At 54.9% G+C, this 17,025-nt stretch carries 19 protein-coding genes, 1 tRNA gene, 1 pseudogene and 1 riboswitch; of the genes and pseudogenes, 10 read left to right on the forward strand and 11 right to left on the reverse strand.

The genetic code is table 11. The features are described 5' to 3' along the window. Positions 1-45: 45 nt before the first annotated feature. Positions 46-1,026 (reverse strand): NAD(P)H-quinone oxidoreductase, encoded by a 981-nt coding sequence (locus KHU29_RS11275; protein ID WP_211452895.1) that lies wholly within the window; start codon positions 1,024-1,026, stop codon positions 46-48. A 180-nt stretch (positions 1,027-1,206) separates the two neighbouring features. Between KHU29_RS11275 and KHU29_RS11280 the strand changes: the two genes are divergently transcribed. The 4 genes and pseudogenes from KHU29_RS11280 to KHU29_RS11295 all read left to right on the forward strand — a co-directional run bounded on the left by KHU29_RS11280 (position 1,207) and on the right by KHU29_RS11295 (position 5,241). Beyond that, positions 1,207-2,661, forward strand: coding sequence for a GGDEF domain-containing protein (locus KHU29_RS11280; RefSeq protein WP_211452896.1), 1,455 nt, complete (start codon positions 1,207-1,209; stop codon positions 2,659-2,661). A gap of 234 nt (positions 2,662-2,895) precedes the next feature. After that, a pseudogene (locus KHU29_RS22190) lies at positions 2,896-3,114 on the forward strand (DUF1275 family protein); the annotation flags it as partial. Between the two features lie 208 nt (positions 3,115-3,322). Continuing rightward, a complete protein-coding gene (locus KHU29_RS11290; protein ID WP_211452897.1) occupies positions 3,323-4,246 on the forward strand; it encodes a DedA family protein/thiosulfate sulfurtransferase GlpE in 924 nt (307 codons plus the stop codon). Positions 4,247-4,317: 71 nt separating this feature from the next. Next, the gene (locus KHU29_RS11295; protein ID WP_211452898.1) at positions 4,318-5,241 is read left to right on the forward strand and encodes a LysR substrate-binding domain-containing protein; all 924 of its coding nucleotides are present in this window, start codon (positions 4,318-4,320) and stop codon (positions 5,239-5,241) included. 77 nt (positions 5,242-5,318) lie between these two features. Here KHU29_RS11295 and KHU29_RS11300 read toward each other — a convergent pair whose 3' ends face one another. Then, complete coding sequence (locus KHU29_RS11300) at positions 5,319-6,020, reverse strand: pirin family protein (protein ID WP_211452899.1); 702 nt, start codon at positions 6,018-6,020, stop codon at positions 5,319-5,321. A 427-nt stretch (positions 6,021-6,447) separates the two neighbouring features. On the opposite strand from KHU29_RS11300, the gene KHU29_RS11305 reads away from it, so the two are divergent. Then, complete coding sequence (locus tag KHU29_RS11305; protein ID WP_211452900.1) at positions 6,448-6,693, forward strand: type II toxin-antitoxin system ParD family antitoxin; 246 nt, start codon at positions 6,448-6,450, stop codon at positions 6,691-6,693. Next, positions 6,650-6,976, forward strand: a complete 327-nt coding sequence (locus KHU29_RS22525; protein WP_211452901.1) for a type II toxin-antitoxin system RelE/ParE family toxin — start codon at positions 6,650-6,652, stop codon at positions 6,974-6,976. Before KHU29_RS11305 ends, KHU29_RS22525 begins: the two co-directional genes overlap by 44 nt. Before the next feature lie 178 nt (positions 6,977-7,154). Here the strand turns inward: KHU29_RS22525 and KHU29_RS11315 are convergent. The 9 genes from KHU29_RS11315 to KHU29_RS11355 form a co-directional block, all read right to left on the reverse strand. Then, a tRNA-Lys gene (locus KHU29_RS11315) sits at positions 7,155-7,230 on the reverse strand. Positions 7,231-7,320: 90 nt separating this feature from the next. After that, positions 7,321-8,067 (reverse strand): tol-pal system protein YbgF, encoded by a 747-nt coding sequence (gene ybgF, locus KHU29_RS11320; RefSeq protein ID WP_425514470.1) that lies wholly within the window; start codon positions 8,065-8,067, stop codon positions 7,321-7,323. 2 nt (positions 8,068-8,069) lie between these two features. Then, complete coding sequence (gene pal / locus KHU29_RS11325; RefSeq protein WP_211452903.1) at positions 8,070-8,585, reverse strand: peptidoglycan-associated lipoprotein Pal; 516 nt, start codon at positions 8,583-8,585, stop codon at positions 8,070-8,072. A gap of 50 nt (positions 8,586-8,635) precedes the next feature. After that, complete coding sequence (gene tolB, locus KHU29_RS11330) at positions 8,636-9,919, reverse strand: Tol-Pal system beta propeller repeat protein TolB (RefSeq protein WP_211452904.1); 1,284 nt, start codon at positions 9,917-9,919, stop codon at positions 8,636-8,638. A gap of 3 nt (positions 9,920-9,922) precedes the next feature. Then, positions 9,923-10,858 (reverse strand): cell envelope integrity protein TolA, encoded by a 936-nt coding sequence (tolA, locus tag KHU29_RS11335; protein WP_211452905.1) that lies wholly within the window; start codon positions 10,856-10,858, stop codon positions 9,923-9,925. 10 nt (positions 10,859-10,868) lie between these two features. Next, positions 10,869-11,303 carry an ExbD/TolR family protein gene (locus tag KHU29_RS11340; RefSeq protein WP_211452906.1) on the reverse strand — a complete coding sequence of 145 codons (435 nt, stop codon included), beginning with the start codon at positions 11,301-11,303 and terminating at the stop codon, positions 10,869-10,871. Further along, positions 11,303-12,004, reverse strand: a complete 702-nt coding sequence (tolQ, locus tag KHU29_RS11345; protein WP_211452907.1) for a protein TolQ — start codon at positions 12,002-12,004, stop codon at positions 11,303-11,305. Before tolQ ends, KHU29_RS11340 begins: the two co-directional genes overlap by 1 nt. A gap of 264 nt (positions 12,005-12,268) precedes the next feature. Then, on the reverse strand, positions 12,269-12,733 hold the full coding sequence (ybgC, locus tag KHU29_RS11350; RefSeq protein WP_211452908.1) for a tol-pal system-associated acyl-CoA thioesterase: 465 nt from the start codon (positions 12,731-12,733) through the stop codon (positions 12,269-12,271). A gap of 99 nt (positions 12,734-12,832) precedes the next feature. Then, on the reverse strand, positions 12,833-13,579 hold the full coding sequence (locus KHU29_RS11355) for an SDR family oxidoreductase (RefSeq protein WP_211452909.1): 747 nt from the start codon (positions 13,577-13,579) through the stop codon (positions 12,833-12,835). Positions 13,580-13,753: 174 nt separating this feature from the next. Continuing rightward, a riboswitch (ZMP/ZTP riboswitch) is annotated at positions 13,754-13,879 on the forward strand. Between the two features lie 87 nt (positions 13,880-13,966). On the opposite strand from KHU29_RS11355, the gene glyA reads away from it, so the two are divergent. The 4 genes from glyA (at position 13,967) to KHU29_RS11375 (ending at position 16,890) form a co-directional block, all read left to right on the forward strand. Continuing rightward, positions 13,967-15,214, forward strand: a complete 1,248-nt coding sequence (gene glyA, locus KHU29_RS11360) for a serine hydroxymethyltransferase (protein WP_211452910.1) — start codon at positions 13,967-13,969, stop codon at positions 15,212-15,214. A 219-nt stretch (positions 15,215-15,433) separates the two neighbouring features. Further along, on the forward strand, positions 15,434-15,901 hold the full coding sequence (gene nrdR, locus KHU29_RS11365; RefSeq protein ID WP_211452911.1) for a transcriptional regulator NrdR: 468 nt from the start codon (positions 15,434-15,436) through the stop codon (positions 15,899-15,901). Positions 15,902-16,025: 124 nt separating this feature from the next. Continuing rightward, positions 16,026-16,574 (forward strand): hypothetical protein, encoded by a 549-nt coding sequence (locus tag KHU29_RS11370; protein WP_211452912.1) that lies wholly within the window; start codon positions 16,026-16,028, stop codon positions 16,572-16,574. Further along, positions 16,564-16,890 (forward strand): acyl carrier protein, encoded by a 327-nt coding sequence (locus tag KHU29_RS11375; RefSeq protein ID WP_211452913.1) that lies wholly within the window; start codon positions 16,564-16,566, stop codon positions 16,888-16,890. Before KHU29_RS11370 ends, KHU29_RS11375 begins: the two co-directional genes overlap by 11 nt. The last annotated feature ends 135 nt before the right edge of the window (positions 16,891-17,025 follow it).

Raw genomic sequence — 17,025 nt, forward strand, 5'->3', positions numbered from 1 at the left:
CACGGCCGTAGTAGGGTGAGCACAACGTGCCCACCCTGCGTGGTGTTATCCGACGGTCAGCATGATCTTGCCGATATGCGAACTGCTCTCCATCAGTGCATGCGCCTGCGCTGCCTGCTCAAGTGGAAATGTCTTGAAAATCACCGGTTTGATTTTCCTTGCAGCCAGCAACGGCCAGACGCGCTCGCGCAATTGGGCTGCAATGGCGGCCTTGAAGGCGATCGGCCGTGGCCGTAAAGTCGAGCCGGTAATCGTCAGGCGCCGCATGAAGATATGGCGGAAATCGATATTGGCGCTGCTGCCGCCGAGGGTAGCGATGAATACCAGGCGGCCGTCGTCGGCCAGGCACTTTATTTCGCGCGGCACATAGTCGCCCGCCACCATATCCAGGATGACATCGACGCCTTTGCCGTCGGTTGCTTCCTTGATGACAGCGGCGAAGTCTTCAGTCCGGTAATTGATCGCGCGCTCGGCGCCCAGCTCTTCGCAGGCACGGCATTTTTCATCCGAGCCGGCGGTAGCGAATACCCGATGGCCGAGTGCCGTGGCGATCTGGATCGCCGCCGCGCCGATGCCGGAACTGCCGCCCTGGACCAGCAAGGTTTCGCCGCTCGCCAGCTTAGCCCGATCGAACACATTGCTCCAGACAGTGAAAAAAGTTTCCGGCAGCGATGCCGCTTCCACGGCGCTCCAGCCATCGGGCAGCGGCAGGCACTGCGCGGTCGGCGCGCAACAGTATTCAGCATAACCGCCACCCTGAACCAGAGCGCATACCAGATCGCCCTTCTTGAACGTGCTGCCGCTGAAATCGCCATCGACAATTTCACCGGCGACTTCCAGACCCGGCAAATCAGACGCGCCTGGCGGTGGCGAATAATTACCGGTACGTTGGAACACGTCGGGCCGGTTGATGCCGGCAGCCTGCACCTTGATCAATACTTCGCCTGGTTTGAAAGACGGGAGAGGGCGTTCGCAGATTTGCAATACATCCGGGCCGCCGGGATGGGTGATTTCGATAGCGCGCATGGCAAGGTCTCAGGGATGGGAAACGATCATTGTATTGCAACTCGCAATTCTCTTTTGAAAACGATATTGATAGCTTTTTTGTATTAGCCCGATGTAGACATTCAAGCTATTATTTAGTGGCTGTAAGGAAAGTTTCTTTTTGGAAATTAAGACATCCAGGAGCTTTATAAAGAACAGGCAATGACCAACCGCGCAATCAATGCAGGTGACACAGCCATCTCCAAGCCAGCCTGGCACCACACAAGTGCTTCGCCGGCGACACGCCTGGCGACCAGCCACCAGCGACAGCGTGCACTGTGGGCCTGCATCGGAATTGTCCTGGCAACGCTGCTGTTATTTCCGCTAGCGCCGATCATGGGGCCGCCGGTGCCTGCCTTTCTCCCTTCGTACCAGACGGCGACCGTGGTTGCCTACGTCATCATTACCTATCTGATTTTTGCTCACTATCGGGCTACCAGGACACTCGATTTGCTGTACATCGGTGGCGGCTGTTTCTATTGCGCCGGGATCCTTATCGTGCAATTCCTGGCTTTGCCCGATATGTTCCTGCCGCAAAGGGCGGTCCTGGGCGGAACGCAGACGACGATCTGGCTGTGGGCTTTCTGGCATGCGGGAATGGTGCTGGGCATTTTGCTTTACGCCGCGAGCCTCCGCTGGAGTCCCGTTCTGGCGATTCGCCATCCCGAGCGCATGGCGCAATTGCTGATGGCGGTAGTGGTGGTGGCGCTGGTGACAAGCCTGGTCCCGGTTATCGTATTTCACGAGCAATTGCCGCAACTCGAAAACAATGGCAATTTTCATCGCATGATCACCAGCGGCGTCGGCCCCTTTCTTCAGTTCATTACCGCCTTTACCTTATTGGTATTGTGGCAGCTCACGCGTTTCAAGACAGTCTTGCAAGTGTGGCTGGGGGTAGCCCTGGTTGCGCTGTTATGCGACACCAGCATCACCATGGCGGGCGGCAGCCAGTTTTCGGTCGGCTGGTACGTGGGCCGCTGTAATGCGCTGATTTCGGCGACGGCGCTGCTGCTGATCTATTTGCGTGAAATGAACCACGTTTATCTGAGAACGGTGCAAGACGCTCGCCTGCTGGCGCTCAATAACGCCATGCTGGAAGTCAAGATGGATCAGGTGCGGCTGGACGATCTGACCGGTCTTCCTAGCCGTTCGCTGTTTCTCGAGTTGGCGGAAACTCTGCGTAGCCGCGACTTGCTCAATCAGCAGGCGGTAGCGCTATTGTTCATCGATCTGGACGGTTTCAAGCAGATCAATGACAATCTCGGGCATGACCGCGGCGATACCGTGCTGGTTGAAGTCGCCGCCGCCCTCAGGTCCGTCCTCAGGGACAGCGATATCGCCGGCCGGGTCGGTGGCGATGAATTCGTGGTGTGTCTGGTGGCTCCGCCTGCCGTCATCAAAGCTACCGCTACCGCAGTTGCCAGCCGCGTAGTCAGTCGCGTCGCCGCCATCGGCGACGGTATCGGCTGCAGCATCGGCATCGCCCTGTGCCAGGCTGAGAGCCTGGAATGGGATGCTGCATTACGCCAGGCTGACGAAGCCATGTATCAGGCCAAGCGCCAGGGTAAAAGCCGCTTTACCGTATATGGCCATTCGCTTCTGGATGAATTGGTCTGAGGCTTGTTTGCGGCGGACATGTCCGTCGGCGCTGTCCCCTGTATTTCTTTGCCCTTTCTCTACGTTCTTCCGGTTGAAAAATATCGAAAAATCAATGATCGATTAATTCGATCATTTATCTACAAATGTTCGTGGTCGGCGCCTTGCTGGTGGTGGCGATGACGCTCGGCTACGTGGTAGCGGGCCAGGTTTGATCTGACGGGTTTGAAGAAACGGGTTTGAGATGAGGACATGATGCAGCCGAACAATCGCATGACACAGCAGTCGATCGTATTGAGTTTCCTGGCCGGTTATGTCGATACCGTCGGTTTTATCGCCTTGTTCGGCTTGTTCACCGCGCACGTTACCGGCAATTTCGTGCTGATCGGCAGCGAGCTGGCCAATCATTCGCACGGCATACTGATCAAGTTGCTGGCGTTCCCGGCTTTCATACTCGCAGTGGCGCCGGCGCGATAGGCGGCGCGTTCGCCTACAAGTACCTGCTGTTTTTCGCCCTGTTGTTGCCGGCTGTGATGCTGGCCTGGCTGGCCACCACAGAATATCTTTCAGAAAAGACCGAAGCCGGATCGCCATCAACTTTATAATAGTCAAGGAATTTACTGCGGTATTTTGATATTGCCAATCTGGCAATCCTTGACATGGTGATGAGGCGACGAAAGAGATGACCTATTTGTTTCATTTGATTGAGCAATATGGACTGGTCATCGTATTTTTCAATGTGCTGGCGGAACAACTGGGGGCGCCCGTACCGGCGTATCCGACCCTGGTGATTACTGGCGCCTTGATGCACCACGGCGGCTACTCGGCGCCGGTATTATTGCTCACCGCAGTAGCGGCGGCGTTGATCGCCGATTTTCTCTGGTATCTGGCGGGCCGCCGTTATGGCAGGAGGGTGCTGTCTACGCTGTGCCGGATTTCGCTGTCGCCGGATTCCTGTGTGCGTCAAACCGAATCGATCTATTCGCGCTGGGGCGCGCGCTCACTGCTGGTGGCCAAATTTATCCCCGGTTTCGCTTCCATTGCCAGCGCACTGGCCGGCACCATCGGCACCAGCCGCACTACGTTCATCATCTACGACAGCTTAGGCGCGGCATTGTGGGCCGGCCTGGCGATATTCCTCGGTTCGCTGTTCAGCACCACCATCGACGATCTGTTGAATGTGCTGACCCAGCTAGGCCAATACGGCATGATGCTGATCGCTGCCGGATTTGCCATCTTTGTCGCCAGCAAATGGTGGCAGCGCCGGCGCTTCCGTATGTCTCTGCGCATGGCGCGCATCTCGGTGGAAGAACTGGATCAGCTGTTCAAGGAAGGAATCACGCCGGCGATTGTCGATGTGCGCTCGCCGGCTTCGCAGCAGGCCGGACGGATTCCCGGCGCGCTCACCATCTCGCATCAGGAAATCAACAGCTTCGTCTTCGATGCGCCGGTGGACCAGGAAATAATTGTTTACTGCGCTTGCCCTAACGAAGCCTCGGCCGCTCTGGTTGCCAAGCAGCTGATGCAGAGGGGCTACAAGAAAGTACGGCCGCTATCAGGCGGTATAGATGCCTGGATCGCGGCCGGTTACGCCATCGATTCTTAGCCGATTGCTTAGTCGATTGCTTAGCTGATTGCTTAGTCGATTTCTAGTCTTTTCTCTCTATCGGGAGTTCCATGTTCAGAATCAGTCTCGATGCGCTGTTGATTCTCGACGCCATCGACCGCCGCGGCTCGTTCTCCGCCGCCGGCAGCGAATTGCATCGGGTGCCTTCGACCATTTCCTATACCGTGTCGAAACTGGAGCAGGATCTGGGCGTGCAAGTGTACGAGCGCCAGGGACCGAAAGTCTCGCTGACGCGCGCCGGCGCAGAATTGCTCAAGGAGGGGCGCTATCTGCTGAAAGCGGCGGAAGACCTGGAGCATCGTGTGCGCCGCGTGGCTTCAGGTTGGGAGACCGAACTGACGATATGCATTGATTCTTTGTTTTCGGTGGCGGCGCTGGAAACCGATATCGCCAATTTCTGCGGGATTGCCGATAAAACCCGTTTGCGCGTTGCCAGGGAATCTCTGACCGGTACCTGGGAAGCCTTGCTGGAACGCCGCGTCGATTTGTTGATAGCGGCGCCGGGGCAGGGACCGGCAGGCGGCGGTTATATCGCCGAGCAGATGGGGACGATCTCTTTCGTGTTTGTGGTGGCTCCTACACATCCGCTGGCCAAGGTAAAACGTGTACTGGGCAAGGCGGAGTTGCATCCGCATCGCGCCATCAGCGTGGCCGACTCGGCGCGCAAGATGGCCTCGCGCACGGTGGGTCTGTTGTTTGGTCAGGACACGCTGACGGTGCCCGACATGCGCAGCAAATATGAGTTGCAACTGGCCGGCGTAGGTTTCGGTTTTTTGCCGGAGCCATGTGCACGGGCAGCGATCGCTTCAGGCGCCTTGATCGTGAAAGAAGTGGAAGAACCGAAGCCGGATGAAACGTTTTCGCTGGCGTGGCGCACCGGCGACGATGGCGCCGCCTTGAGCTGGTGGATCGACAGAATGCGCGACAGCGATGCAATGGCACGTTTGATCCGGCATGTGCCGGGGGCGCTCTAAAAAAAACAGGCCGGACAGCGTGCAGCGGTTCTGCCTGAATCACGGCCTGAATCATTTCTGTAAATCAGAATGCGAAATCAATACGGCAGATCGAACAGCAACACTTCTGCGGCGTCGGCATTCGCCAGCGTGATCAGATTCTCCGCAGTCACCTTCACCGCGTCACCGCCCTTAAGCTCGGTGCCGTTGACGCTGATGCGGCCGTGTATCACATGCACATAAGCGTTGCGTCCCTTAGCCAGCGTGTGTTGCAGCGGCTGGTCACCGTTCAGGATGGCGGCATAGATCGACGCATCCTGATGTATCAACACCGAGTTGTCGCGGCCATCGGCTGATGCGATCAAGCGCAGCTGTCCTTGTTTTTGCGCGACGGTGAAATGCTTTTCTTCATAGCTCGGCGGAATGCCTTTGACATTCGGCTGAATCCAGATCTGCAGGAAATGCACAGGCGCTGTCGCCGAGTGATTGAACTCGCTGTGACGCACGCCAGTGCCCGCGCTCATTCTTTGCACATCGCCGTAATGCAAGACCGAACCGGTACCCATGCTGTCCTTGTGTTCCAGCGCGCCATCCAGTACATAGGAAATGATTTCCATGTCGCTGTGGCCGTGCGTGCCAAAACCCTGGCCGGCTTGTACCCGGTCTTCATTGATCACCAGTAGCGGGCCGAAGCCGGTGTGCTGCGGATCGAAATAATGGCTGAACGAAAATGTATGGTGCGAATTCAACCAGCCGTGATCGGCAATACCGCGTTCTTCGCTTTTACGAATTTGAAGCATGATTTTCTCCGTCAGTTACTGCAGGCAACGCCACTTTCACAGTGAAGAATGGTTGCGATGGATGCAGGGGTGGGTCGACAGGGGGAAGTATGCGCGTTGCGAATTCAAAAGAAAAACGGAAAAAATATGGATATATGTTCGAATTTATCGATGATTGCGGCACGCCCCGTGTTTTCGATATTGCCGGGAGCTGAATTGACTTTTTGAGAGCGTTCTAAGGTTTTAAAACGGGTAGGGGAACATAAAATTCGAAGATAGGCGATGAAAAGGAAATTATTTGCAAGAGATGAGTCGGCTGGTGCCGGAATCGCTCATGGCTTGATCAGGTCGCTCACATTCTGCACTGGCAATCCATACCGTTTTGCACGATACTGCACCAATAGTATGATTTATTTCACATACTCATGCTTACTTTGGAGATTGCACTATGGGAACTGTGCGCAAGACCATTACTTTGACCGAGAAGCAAGACGGTTGGATTAAAGCGCAGATTGAAGCCGGGCACTACACCAACGACAGCGAATATATCCGCGATCTCATCCGGCGTGAACAGGAGCGTAGCGCCGACGTTGAAGCGATCCGCGCTGCGCTGATTGAAGGTGAGGCTAGTGGAGAGCCAAGCCCATTCGATGTCGCTGCCTTCAAGCAGCGAATGCTGGCCGCGCGTGGCTGAGTATCGCCTTACTCCTGCGGCCGAACGCGACCTTGAAAGGATATGGACTCACACCTTCGGGCAGTGGGGGATAATGCAGGCCAATCGCTACACCGACATCTTGACAGCTGTCTTTGCAGAACTGGCGCAGTCACCAAGGACAGCCATGGCATGTGACCACGTCCGACCAGGCTATCGTCGCCGAAGTGTTGAGCGACACATGATTTACTTTCGCATTACAACCTACGGTATTGCAATCATTCGTATCTTGCACGACCGCATGGATGCATCACGTCACGTGTGATTGCGTTTCGCCGGTTTGGCGATCTTCACCTTATCAATACCCGGTCAACTATCGTTGATAGCCTAAGGATTCGGCAAAAGAAAAAAGGGTTATGATTTCTCATAACCCTTTTATTTTCCTGCTGTGTATTACTACCTGTGTATTACTACGAGTAGTAGTACGCACTACTGCTTATTCGTGGTAGGCCGTGCGGGATTCGAACCTGCGACCAACGGATTAAAAGTCCGCTGCTCTACCAGCTGAGCTAACGACCCGAAAGACCGCTATTATATGTAATGTGCATATGAGCTGTCAAACCCATATGCACTTTTATTTACACAATTTGCAAAATTAAATTTTGCGGCTTACTTAAGTGTTGTCAGGCGTTCTTTTGCCGTTTGTGCTGCCGGCGTGTTTGGATACTGCGACAGCAGTTGTTCCAACGCACGCTTGGCCTGAGGTTTGTTCTTCAGCTCGGTATAGCTGCTGGAGATATTCAACAGGGCATCGGCAGCTTTGGGATTGTCGGCATACTTGCTGACAACCACCTGCTGTGCCGCAATCGCATTTTTGTAATCACGCAGAGCGTAATACGAGTTCCCCAGCCAGTATTGGGCTGATGGCACTAAACCCGAATCCGGGCTGGAGCGTACAAAATTGGAAAATGCGGTTACTGCAGTTTTATAGTCGCCGGCTTTGAAGGTCGCCAGTGCTGCGTCGTAGGCCTTCTGGTCGTTGGCGCCAACGCTGACTTCCTGTCCATCGACACTAACTTTTTGCGGCTCCAGCTTGCGCAAGCGGGTATCCAGATCGACATAGAAATCTTTCTGTCGCTGTTGCGTGTTGGCCAGCTCATTGGTCAGCACTTCGATTTGTCCGCGCAGCTTGGCCAGTTCCTGATTCAGGCGGTCATTCTGTTCCGACAAACTGAGCGAACTGGTTTTGTCCGCCTTGCCGTCGACCCGTGCATTGACCGCGTCAATCTTGGCGCGTATATCCAATATCGCCCGACGTGCTTCATCGTCGTCAAACAGCCCGGCGTGGGCGGTCGGAGCGGAAAAAACCGCGGCCAGCATGGCCGCAGTTATCGTGGCTTTGAAGAACGTCCGCATCATTATTGATAAACGATGTCGGAACGGCGGTTTTCAGCGTAGGACGCTTCGTCGCTGCCGAGAGCCTTAGGCTTTTCTTTACCCAGCGAGACTGCTTCGACCTGGGTATCCGAAACGCCTAACAATACCAATGCCTTGCGAACCGCCTCGGCACGTTTTTGTCCCAGCGCCAGATTGTATTCACGGCCGCCGCGATCATCGGTATTGCCTTGGATGATGATCTTGCGATTCTTGTGGCTGTTCAGGTATTGCGCGTGCGCTTCAACCACGGACTTGAATTCGTCCTTGATGATGTAGCTGTCGAAATCGAAGTAAATGCTGCGCTTCGAGAGGATGCCGGTTGGGTTGTTGAGCGGATCGCTACCGGTATCGACGGTATTGACCGAACGTGTATCTGCGCCGGTGGCGCCGCTATCGACGACTGGGACTGCCTTGTCGTCCAGCTTGACAGGGGATGAGCAAGCGGCCAGCAAAATGGCGCTGGCAACGATAAGGGCAAAGTTTCTGATATTTAGCATTTTTAATTCTCCAGAGTGGGAAACGAACGTCGATTCAAATTACTACGTGATTATTTCATGAAAGGACCCCATGTAGGCTCCCGTATATCGCCTGCCTGCATAGTTAAACGCTGTTTCACGCGGCCGTCAACTGAGACAACTGCCAGTGAACCGCGGCGGCCTGATTCTGTGGCGTACATGATGTATTTGCCGTTCGGCGAAAAACTGGGAGATTCATCCTTGACGGTATCTGATAAACGCTGCTCCTGGCCGTTGCTCAGGTCCAGTACATACAGCTGGAAGCGGCCGCCGCGCTGCGAAATGTAGGCCAATGCCTTGCCGTCCGGCGAAATCCGCGGGCTGATGTTGTAGCTGCCGCCGAACGTCACGCGTTGGGCGTCGCCGCCGTTGGCGCTCATTTTATAGATTTGCGGGCCGCCGCTGCGATCGCTGGTGAAATAGATGCTTTGGCCGTCAGCTGAAAATTGCGGTTCGGTGTCGATACCATTGGTATTGGTCAAACGGCGCAAGCCGCCGCCGTCGGCATTCACCATATACACTTGGGTCAGGCCGTCGCGGGCCAGCGCGATCGCCAGTTTGGTGCCGTCGGGCGACCATGATGGCGCCGAATTACTACCCTTGTAGTTAGCCACCACGATGCGCTGCTTGGTGACCAGGTTTTGCACGTAGACCACAGGTTTTTTAGCTTCAAACGAGACGTAGGCAACCTTGGTGCCGTCCGGCGACCAGGCTGGCGAAATGATCGGCTCGTTGGAGCGCAGGGCGACCTGGGTGCCTTCACCGTCGGAATCGGCGACTTCCAGGCGGTATTCCTTGCCAGCCTTGATGATGTAGGCGATGCGGGTAGCGAACGCACCGCGTCCGCCGATCAGCTTTTCATAAATATCGTCGGCGATCTTGTGTGCGGTAACCCGCGTGTACTGTGGCGCGGCGGCCATCGCCAGGGCCGACAACTGAGCCGATTTGACGGTATCCAGCAGACGGTAGCGGACATCGAAACGGCCATCGGCCAGGCGCTGCACGCTGCCGACTACCAAAGCGTCGGCGCCGCGTGCTTTCCAATCGCCCAGGTTGACCTGGGTCGCTTCGGAAATGACATCACCGGTATCAATGATCTTGAAAAATCCGCTGCGCGCCAAATCAGCTTTGATGATGGCGGTAACTTGTTGCGGTGCCAGGTTTTCGTCGCTGAAGCCGGCAATCGCGATGGGAATCTGGGTGGCGCCGACGCCGGAGGTTTCGATACGCAGTTGTGCATTTGCCGGAGCGCTGAATACTAAAGCGGTAACCGCCAGTCCTATGATTGCGAATAGTTGGTGCAGTTTGTTTTTCATGGCTTACTGATCTTTCGGTTTGTGGATTCCGATAAAACTGGAAGGTACAGAACCCGTTTTACTGTCTTTTGGATAAGGCGCCGATCTCTCAATCGCTCGTTTTACCGCCTCGTCGAAACCGGAAACTCCTGAGGATTTCCTGAGGCGCACACTTGCGACCGAGCCGTCCGGAAGCAGTTGGACATCAAATTCCACGGCCGGGTTTCCTGCCAGACCTTCGGGAACATTGAAGTTAATGTTCGACTTGATCTTGGCGCCGACCTTTTGCCCATAGCTCGGATCGCCACGCGGTCCTTGCGACTGGGCTGCCGTGCCGGTACTGTTGGCCGCGCCATTGCCGGCCGCCTGACCCAGCATGCGTTTCAATTCGTCGGCGTGGCGCTTGTTGTCGGCGGCATCGGCTGCAGCCTGCTTCTTCTTGGCGTCGGCTTCGGCGGCCTTTTTGGCGGCATCCTGTTTTTGCTTTTCCTGGGCTGCGGCTTTGTCCTTGGCGGCTTTTTGTTCAGCCTCGGCTTTCAACTTGTCCTTGCGCTCTTCCTCGGCTTGCTGTTTTTGCAATTGTTTTTGCTTTTCCAGCTCTTCCTGGCGCTGCAAGTCCTTGCGTTCCTGTTCTTTGCGCTTCTTTTCCTTTTCCAGCGCAATTTCAGGATCCGGCATAGGCGGCGTCACCACTTTTGGCGGTGGCGGCGTGGTTTCCTGTACTACCGGCTCCGGTTTGGGTACTGGCGTCGGCTGCGGGATCGGCTCCGGCGGCGTTGGCGCGGCGTCCTTGATCTCCGGGCTCCAGATTTCGGCCTCCACTGCTATCGGCTGCTGGCTTTGCCAGTGAATGCCAAACCACAGGAACGCAAACAAGGCGGCATGCACTGCCGCTGCGAGCATGATGGCGCGGATGCTGCCGGGTTCTTTTGGTACGGAATACGGGGAGTTGCCTGTCATAACCAGATCGTCACTTTGTCGCCAGTCCGACGCGGTTAATGCCAAGCATCTTGGCTTCCGAAATGACCTTGATCACTTCGTCGTATTTGATGTCCTTGTCGGCGGAAATCATCACCGGCATGTCGGGTTTGTCAGCGTGCAGGGTTTGCAGTTTCTGTTTCAAGCCGTTGCGGGGAACGCTTTCGGCCTTGGTCATGCCGCTTTTCTGGCCGTTGATACGGATACTGGCCAGTTCGTCGGGCTTCAAGGTGATCTCTATGTATTCAGTCGGCGGCGTCGCCGATTTCGCCGCGTTCGGCAAATTGATGACGCTAGGATTGGTCAGCGGCGCCGAGACCATGAAAATCACCAGCAATACCATCATCACGTCGATATACGGGACGACGTTGATTTCTGCCTTGAATTTGCGGGTGCGGCCGCCGCGCATGGATGATTGCCCCGACATTAGCGCGCCTGACGTTGCAAGATGTTGGAGAATTCTTCGATAAAGCTCTCGAAGCGGATGGCCAGACGATCGACATCATGGGAGAAGCGGTTATAGGCAACCACGGCCGGAATCGCTGCAAACAAGCCGATCGCTGTGGCGATCAAGGCTTCGGCGATACCGGGCGCGACTGCCGCCAGCGTTGCTTGCTGTACGTTTGCCAGGCCTCGGAAAGCATTCATGATGCCCCATACGGTGCCGAACAGACCGACATACGGCGATACCGAACCGACCGAGGCGAGGAAGGCCAGATGCGATTCCAGCGCATCCATCTCACGCTGGTAAGCCGCGCGCATGGCGCGCCGTGCACCTTCCAGCAAGGCGGTATTGTCGGTGCCATTCTTGTGCCCGATCGAAGCCTTGACCTTGTTGAACTCATCCATGCCGGCTTCGAAAATGCGTTCCAGCGCACCGGTTTTTCCTGCGCCTTTGCGGCGATTCGAGGTGGCGTCCTGGTACAGCGTGCTCAGGTTGCCGCCGGACCAGAATGCGCGCTCGAAGTCTTCCGTCTGCGAACGGGCGCTGCGGATAGCGAACATCTTGCGGAAAATATAGGTCCAGCTCATCACGGAAACTGCCAGCAGCAGGGCCATGACCAACTGTACTAATACGGAGGCATTGGTGATGAGGGTGATAAACGAAAGATCTTGGGTGACAGTCATGGATAGCGGTCTTGAGGAATGGTCTTAGGTTTAAGTAAAGACTTAGGTTTAAGTAAAATACTCAAACAGTGAATTGTAATCGTAAAGTGCTTACCGCCAAATTAACAATTGATGACGGTAATGTTTCCGGGCGTTATCGCATTTCCCGGTTTCTTTGCATTGCTGCATGAGACCGTGTCCGGTACGCGAAGGTTCATTGTGCCGTCAGAGTTACCGTTATGAACTATTTCGACAGCGCATTAAGGCAAGTGCATTGATGCAAATCTATGCCGCTGCCGGCACGGAATGGGCGGCACCGGGCTTGATATTGTGCAATACCTGTTTCGGGATTGCCTGCGGCCGGAAGGTGGCGGCATCGACGCAGGCCACGCTGATGCGGCCGGTTGCCAGCAACGTCGGTTCATTTTCACCCAAGCGCCAGGCTTGTTGAATGAAGTCAACGCTGGCGCGTCCCATGCGCTCGACCACCACGGTCAATTCCAGCTCGTCATCCAGCTTGGCAGGGGCATGATAGTCGACGCCGGTGCTTTTTACGACAAACATGACGCCATCAGTCTGCTCCAGCGTGCGCTGGCCGACGCCGGCTGCGCGTAACCATTCGGTGCGGGCACGTTCGAAAAATTTCAAATAGTTGGCATAAAACACTACGCCGCCGGTATCGGTGTCTTCGTAATACACCCGGATACGCCAGCTAAAGACGGGATGCGGGGCGATTGTTATCTTGCTCATTGTTTGGGTTGCTTCGGTTGTGTGCGGGACAGCAGTTGCCATCTATCGGCACTTTGTAGGGTAGGCACAAGTGCCCACCCTACGACTAAAGTTGCTTATTTAGCTACGTTTGATGCTCATGCCAGCAAAACCCTGGCAGGTCGGCATCATTTCGATGCGGTTGATATTGATGTGGGCAGGCAAGGTCGCGACCCAATAGGCGGTGTCGGCGATATCGCCAGGCGTCAGCGGCTGCGTGCCTTCATACACCTTGGCGGCGGCCTCGTCGTTGCCGCGATAGCGTACATTGGAGAATTCCGTGCCACCGCACAAGCCTGGTGCAATATCGGTTGCGCGTACGCCGGTGCCGACCAGATCGGCCCGCAGATTCAAGGTGAATTGCTTGACGAAGGCCTTGGTGGCGCCGTACACATTGCCGCCGGGATAAGGATATTCGCCGGCGATAGAGCCGAGGTTGATCACAGTACCGCGTCCGCGCGCCACCATGCCGGGCAACACCAGGCGAGTCATGGTCACCAATCCCTTGCAATTGGTTTCAATCATGGTTTCCCATTCATCCAGCGAGGCTTGCTGCGCCGCTTCCACGCCCAGCGCCAGACCGGCATTGTTGACCAGCACATCGATTTCTTGCCACTCCGGCGGCAGCGCAGCCAGCGCGGCGCTGATCGAAGCCTTGTCGGTGACGTCCATGACGATCGGCAGCACTGCAGCGCCCAATTCGGCTGCCAACTGGTCCAAGCGGTCCTTACGGCGGCCTGTAGCGATGACACGATGACCGTTTTTAGTGAATTTATGTGCCATTTCGGCACCGAAGCCAGATGTTGCGCCAGTAATCAAGACAATCATGGTCAATGCTCCTGTTGTTGCGATTTGCTAAGTTGGAAATTGTAGCCCAATCTCGGGTCTGATCCATTGCTGCTCGCCGAATATCTGTAGCTTGGCTGCTTTATCGGAACACGCCCGGTGTTTGTGCGCCAATCTTGCTGAAATTGGGGGCTTGACTTACAATGGCGGCTCCATTTCGTCTCACGTGACTGGCGAAAAAACCGCACCGCGCGGATTCATAAGATCGTGGCGGCTTCGGCAAAAGGTGGGCATCCACCGGGAAGCGTGAGATTTCATCCGCCGTACGCCTGGGCAGCCCGAATGGAAAGTACGACTGAGGCTGCCGCATTTCCCCTTATTTCTGGCCCTCATTCGATTTAGGCTCAACCTTATCGATTGGAGTATCACATGTTCGAAAAAAACCACACTATCGCCAATGTCGATCCAGAATTGTGGAGCGCCATCCAGAAAGAAAATCACCGCCAGCAAGAGCATATCGAGCTGATCGCCTCGGAAAACTACACTTCGCCTGCCGTGATGGAAGCGCAAGGCACGCAGCTGACCAACAAGTACGCTGAAGGTTATCCAGGCAAGCGTTACTACGGCGGTTGCGAATTCGTCGACATCGCTGAGCAACTGGCGATCGACCGCGTGAAAGAATTGTTCGGCGCCGAAGCCGCCAACGTGCAGCCGAACTCCGGTTCGCAAGCCAACCAGGGCGTGTTCTTCGCGATGCTCAAGCCAGGCGACACCATCATGGGCATGTCGCTGGCTGAAGGCGGCCACCTGACGCACGGCATGGCATTGAACATGTCCGGCAAGTGGTTCAACGTGGTCTCCTACGGCTTGAACGAAAAAGAAGAAATCGACTACGAAGCGTTTGAACGCCTGGCGCACGAAAAGAAACCAAAGCTGATCATCGCCGGCGCTTCTGCTTACGCTTTGCGCATCGACTTCGAGCGCATGTCTAAAGTGGCTAAAGCGGTCGGCGCGTACTTCATGGTCGACATGGCGCACTACGCCGGCCTGATCGCCGCCGGTGAATATCCGAACCCGGTGCCGCATGCCGACTTCGTGACTTCGACTACCCATAAATCCCTGCGCGGCCCGCGCGGCGGCATCATCCTGATGAAGGCCGAGTTTGAAAAAGCCATCAATTCGGCGATTTTCCCCGGCATTCAAGGCGGCCCGCTGATGCACGTCATCGCTGGTAAAGCAGTAGCGTTCAAGGAAGCGCTGACGCCTGAATTCAAGGCTTATCAGCAACAAGTCGTAAAGAACGCCGACGCCATGGCGAAAGCACTGATCGCACGTGGCTTGCGTATCGTTTCCGGCCGTACCGAATCGCACGTGATGCTGGTTGACCTGCGCGCCAAGAAAATCACCGGCAAGGAAGCCGAAGCGATTCTCGGTGCAGCGCACATGACCTGCAACAAGAACGCCATCCCGAACGATCCGGAAAAGCCATTCGTCACTTCCGGCATCCGTGTCGGCAGCCCGGCGTTCACTACCCGCGGTTTCAAGGAAGCGGAAGCAACCAAGGTCGGCAACCTGATCGCCGACGTGCTCGACAATCCGCATGACGCAGCGACCATCGAACGGGTCAAGGCCGAAGTCAAGAAACTGACTGACGCTTTCCCGGTGTATGCAGCTTGATGCACTGATTGCCGATGCGCTGCAGAGCTTGTCGGTAATTGAGTAGAAACGTGGGCCCGGCGCAGCTTGAAATCTGCACGGGCCCATGCTCCATTAGTGGTGGTGTGCTTCGCATAAGATCGACGCATAGACGCATAGACGCGAGGCCCCAAAAAGGAATAATGTAGAGATGGAACTGCCGACACTGCCCGCCGCAATAACCTTCGGATTACTGCCATCATGAAATGTCCATTCTGCCAGCATGAAGAAACCCAGGTACTCGACACGCGCGTGTCGGAAGAGGGAGATTCGATCCGTCGCCGGCGCCGTTGCATGCAATGCGACAAACGTTTCACGACCTTTGAACGGATCGAACTGGCGATGCCGGTGGTCGTCAAGAAGAACGGCAGCCGCACCGATTTCGACCCGCTCAAATTGCGCGCCAGCCTGATGCTGGCCTTGCGCAAGCGCCCGGTATCGGTCGAGGCGCTGGACGAGGCATTGCAGCGCATCAAGGAAAAACTGCTGTCCAGCGGCGAGCGTGAAGTGCTCTCAGGTCATGTCGGCGAACTGGTCATGCGCGAATTGAAGCGCCTGGACAAGATTGCGTATATCCGTTTTGCATCGGTCTACAAGAGTTTTGAAGACGTTGCGGAGTTCCAGAACATGATTGAAGAGTTCTCCGGGCCGCCAACTCGTAGAAAGTAGGAGGTAAATTCTTAAAAGAACTAGCGCCGCTCTGATCGGCGCTATTTTTTTTGCGAGAATGATTGCGATAATGATATTATTTAAAAGACACTATTAACGAGCCATAAATAGACGGGGACTGTTCATGAAAGAAACATCTTTGCGGGCAGCGATTTTTGAGGGAGTGCACACTCTGAATATCCCACCTTCATTTTCTAAGCTAAACACCGGCAGGCTTTCTAATGATTTTTCAATGTTGACTGGCTACAGTGGGGCGATGGCTTTAGTGAATGATGATGGTAGTTATGATCTAATAAAAACGCCGATTCCCGACGTGCAAATTCCGGACATGACGATTGATGATCTTTGGAGTTGTGCAAAGGATCACTACGGAATAACTGCTCTTGCAACTCTTTCCGGGGCGGCAGGAATACCCATAAGTAAATTAAAAAGGGGTTATTTTGTCTCACATGGAAGTAGCAAAACTACTAATGTCATAAGCCACTATGGCTATAAATTTTTCCCAAGGGCGTTCGTTCCTTCGTCCATGGCAAAGTCAGCAAGAGCACTATTTGGAACTAAGCGTGTTTTTGGTATTGTCGGCCGGTCTATGCCTTTTGTAGCGGTTGGATTTGCTGTTTATGACGTTGTAAGCATAGGCATGTGTGCTTTAGAGGCGCGCGATGGAAAATGATCAAACCAGAGATGAAGTCCTTTCAGTAATCATTGGTCTTTATGTTGACGGAATTGGTTGTATTCCTAAAGATCAAATTCACGAAAATACGCATTTGGTATATGAGTTCAAGGCAGATTCTGACGACGTTTCTTTTTTCATTATCGAGGTGGAGAAATATTTTGGTATGCGTTTAACGCAAGCCGAATGGGGTGTTGTTGCTACCATTGGGGAGGTTGTGGATTTAGTTATGCGCTACCGAGGCGTACGAATCCCCAAAGAGAAACAAAATGGAATTTCCGGATGGTTCCGTGATTGGATTTCTATTAAATATTAGTGTCGCAGTTTGATCCGAAAAAAAACAATGCATGATTGAAGAATTCTCCGGGCCGCCCAGCCGTAGGAAGTAGAAAGTAAATTCTTAAAAAAGCTAGCGCCGCTCTGATCGGCGCTATTTTTTTGCAAGAATGGT

The organism is Collimonas antrihumi (genome assembly GCF_018304965.1).
Classification (GTDB): Bacteria; Pseudomonadota; Gammaproteobacteria; order Burkholderiales; family Burkholderiaceae_D; genus Collimonas; species Collimonas antrihumi.

Coding starts and splice junctions, on each gene's coding strand:
- KHU29_RS11275 (WP_211452895.1), bottom strand. CDS start 1,026: ATGCGCGCTATCGAAATCACCCATCCCGGCGGCCCGGATGTATTGCAA.
- KHU29_RS11280 (WP_211452896.1), top strand. CDS start 1,207: ATGACCAACCGCGCAATCAATGCAGGTGACACAGCCATCTCCAAGCCA.
- KHU29_RS11290 (WP_211452897.1), top strand. CDS start 3,323: ATGACCTATTTGTTTCATTTGATTGAGCAATATGGACTGGTCATCGTA.
- KHU29_RS11295 (WP_211452898.1), top strand. CDS start 4,318: ATGTTCAGAATCAGTCTCGATGCGCTGTTGATTCTCGACGCCATCGAC.
- KHU29_RS11300 (WP_211452899.1), bottom strand. CDS start 6,020: ATGCTTCAAATTCGTAAAAGCGAAGAACGCGGTATTGCCGATCACGGC.
- KHU29_RS11305 (WP_211452900.1), top strand. CDS start 6,448: ATGGGAACTGTGCGCAAGACCATTACTTTGACCGAGAAGCAAGACGGT.
- KHU29_RS22525 (WP_211452901.1), top strand. CDS start 6,650: ATGTCGCTGCCTTCAAGCAGCGAATGCTGGCCGCGCGTGGCTGAGTAT.
- ybgF (WP_425514470.1), bottom strand. CDS start 8,067: ATGCGGACGTTCTTCAAAGCCACGATAACTGCGGCCATGCTGGCCGCG.
- pal (WP_211452903.1), bottom strand. CDS start 8,585: ATGCTAAATATCAGAAACTTTGCCCTTATCGTTGCCAGCGCCATTTTG.
- tolB (WP_211452904.1), bottom strand. CDS start 9,919: ATGAAAAACAAACTGCACCAACTATTCGCAATCATAGGACTGGCGGTT.
- tolA (WP_211452905.1), bottom strand. CDS start 10,858: ATGACAGGCAACTCCCCGTATTCCGTACCAAAAGAACCCGGCAGCATC.
- KHU29_RS11340 (WP_211452906.1), bottom strand. CDS start 11,303: ATGTCGGGGCAATCATCCATGCGCGGCGGCCGCACCCGCAAATTCAAG.
- tolQ (WP_211452907.1), bottom strand. CDS start 12,004: ATGACTGTCACCCAAGATCTTTCGTTTATCACCCTCATCACCAATGCC.
- ybgC (WP_211452908.1), bottom strand. CDS start 12,733: ATGAGCAAGATAACAATCGCCCCGCATCCCGTCTTTAGCTGGCGTATC.
- KHU29_RS11355 (WP_211452909.1), bottom strand. CDS start 13,579: ATGATTGTCTTGATTACTGGCGCAACATCTGGCTTCGGTGCCGAAATG.
- glyA (WP_211452910.1), top strand. CDS start 13,967: ATGTTCGAAAAAAACCACACTATCGCCAATGTCGATCCAGAATTGTGG.
- nrdR (WP_211452911.1), top strand. CDS start 15,434: ATGAAATGTCCATTCTGCCAGCATGAAGAAACCCAGGTACTCGACACG.
- KHU29_RS11370 (WP_211452912.1), top strand. CDS start 16,026: ATGAAAGAAACATCTTTGCGGGCAGCGATTTTTGAGGGAGTGCACACT.
- KHU29_RS11375 (WP_211452913.1), top strand. CDS start 16,564: ATGGAAAATGATCAAACCAGAGATGAAGTCCTTTCAGTAATCATTGGT.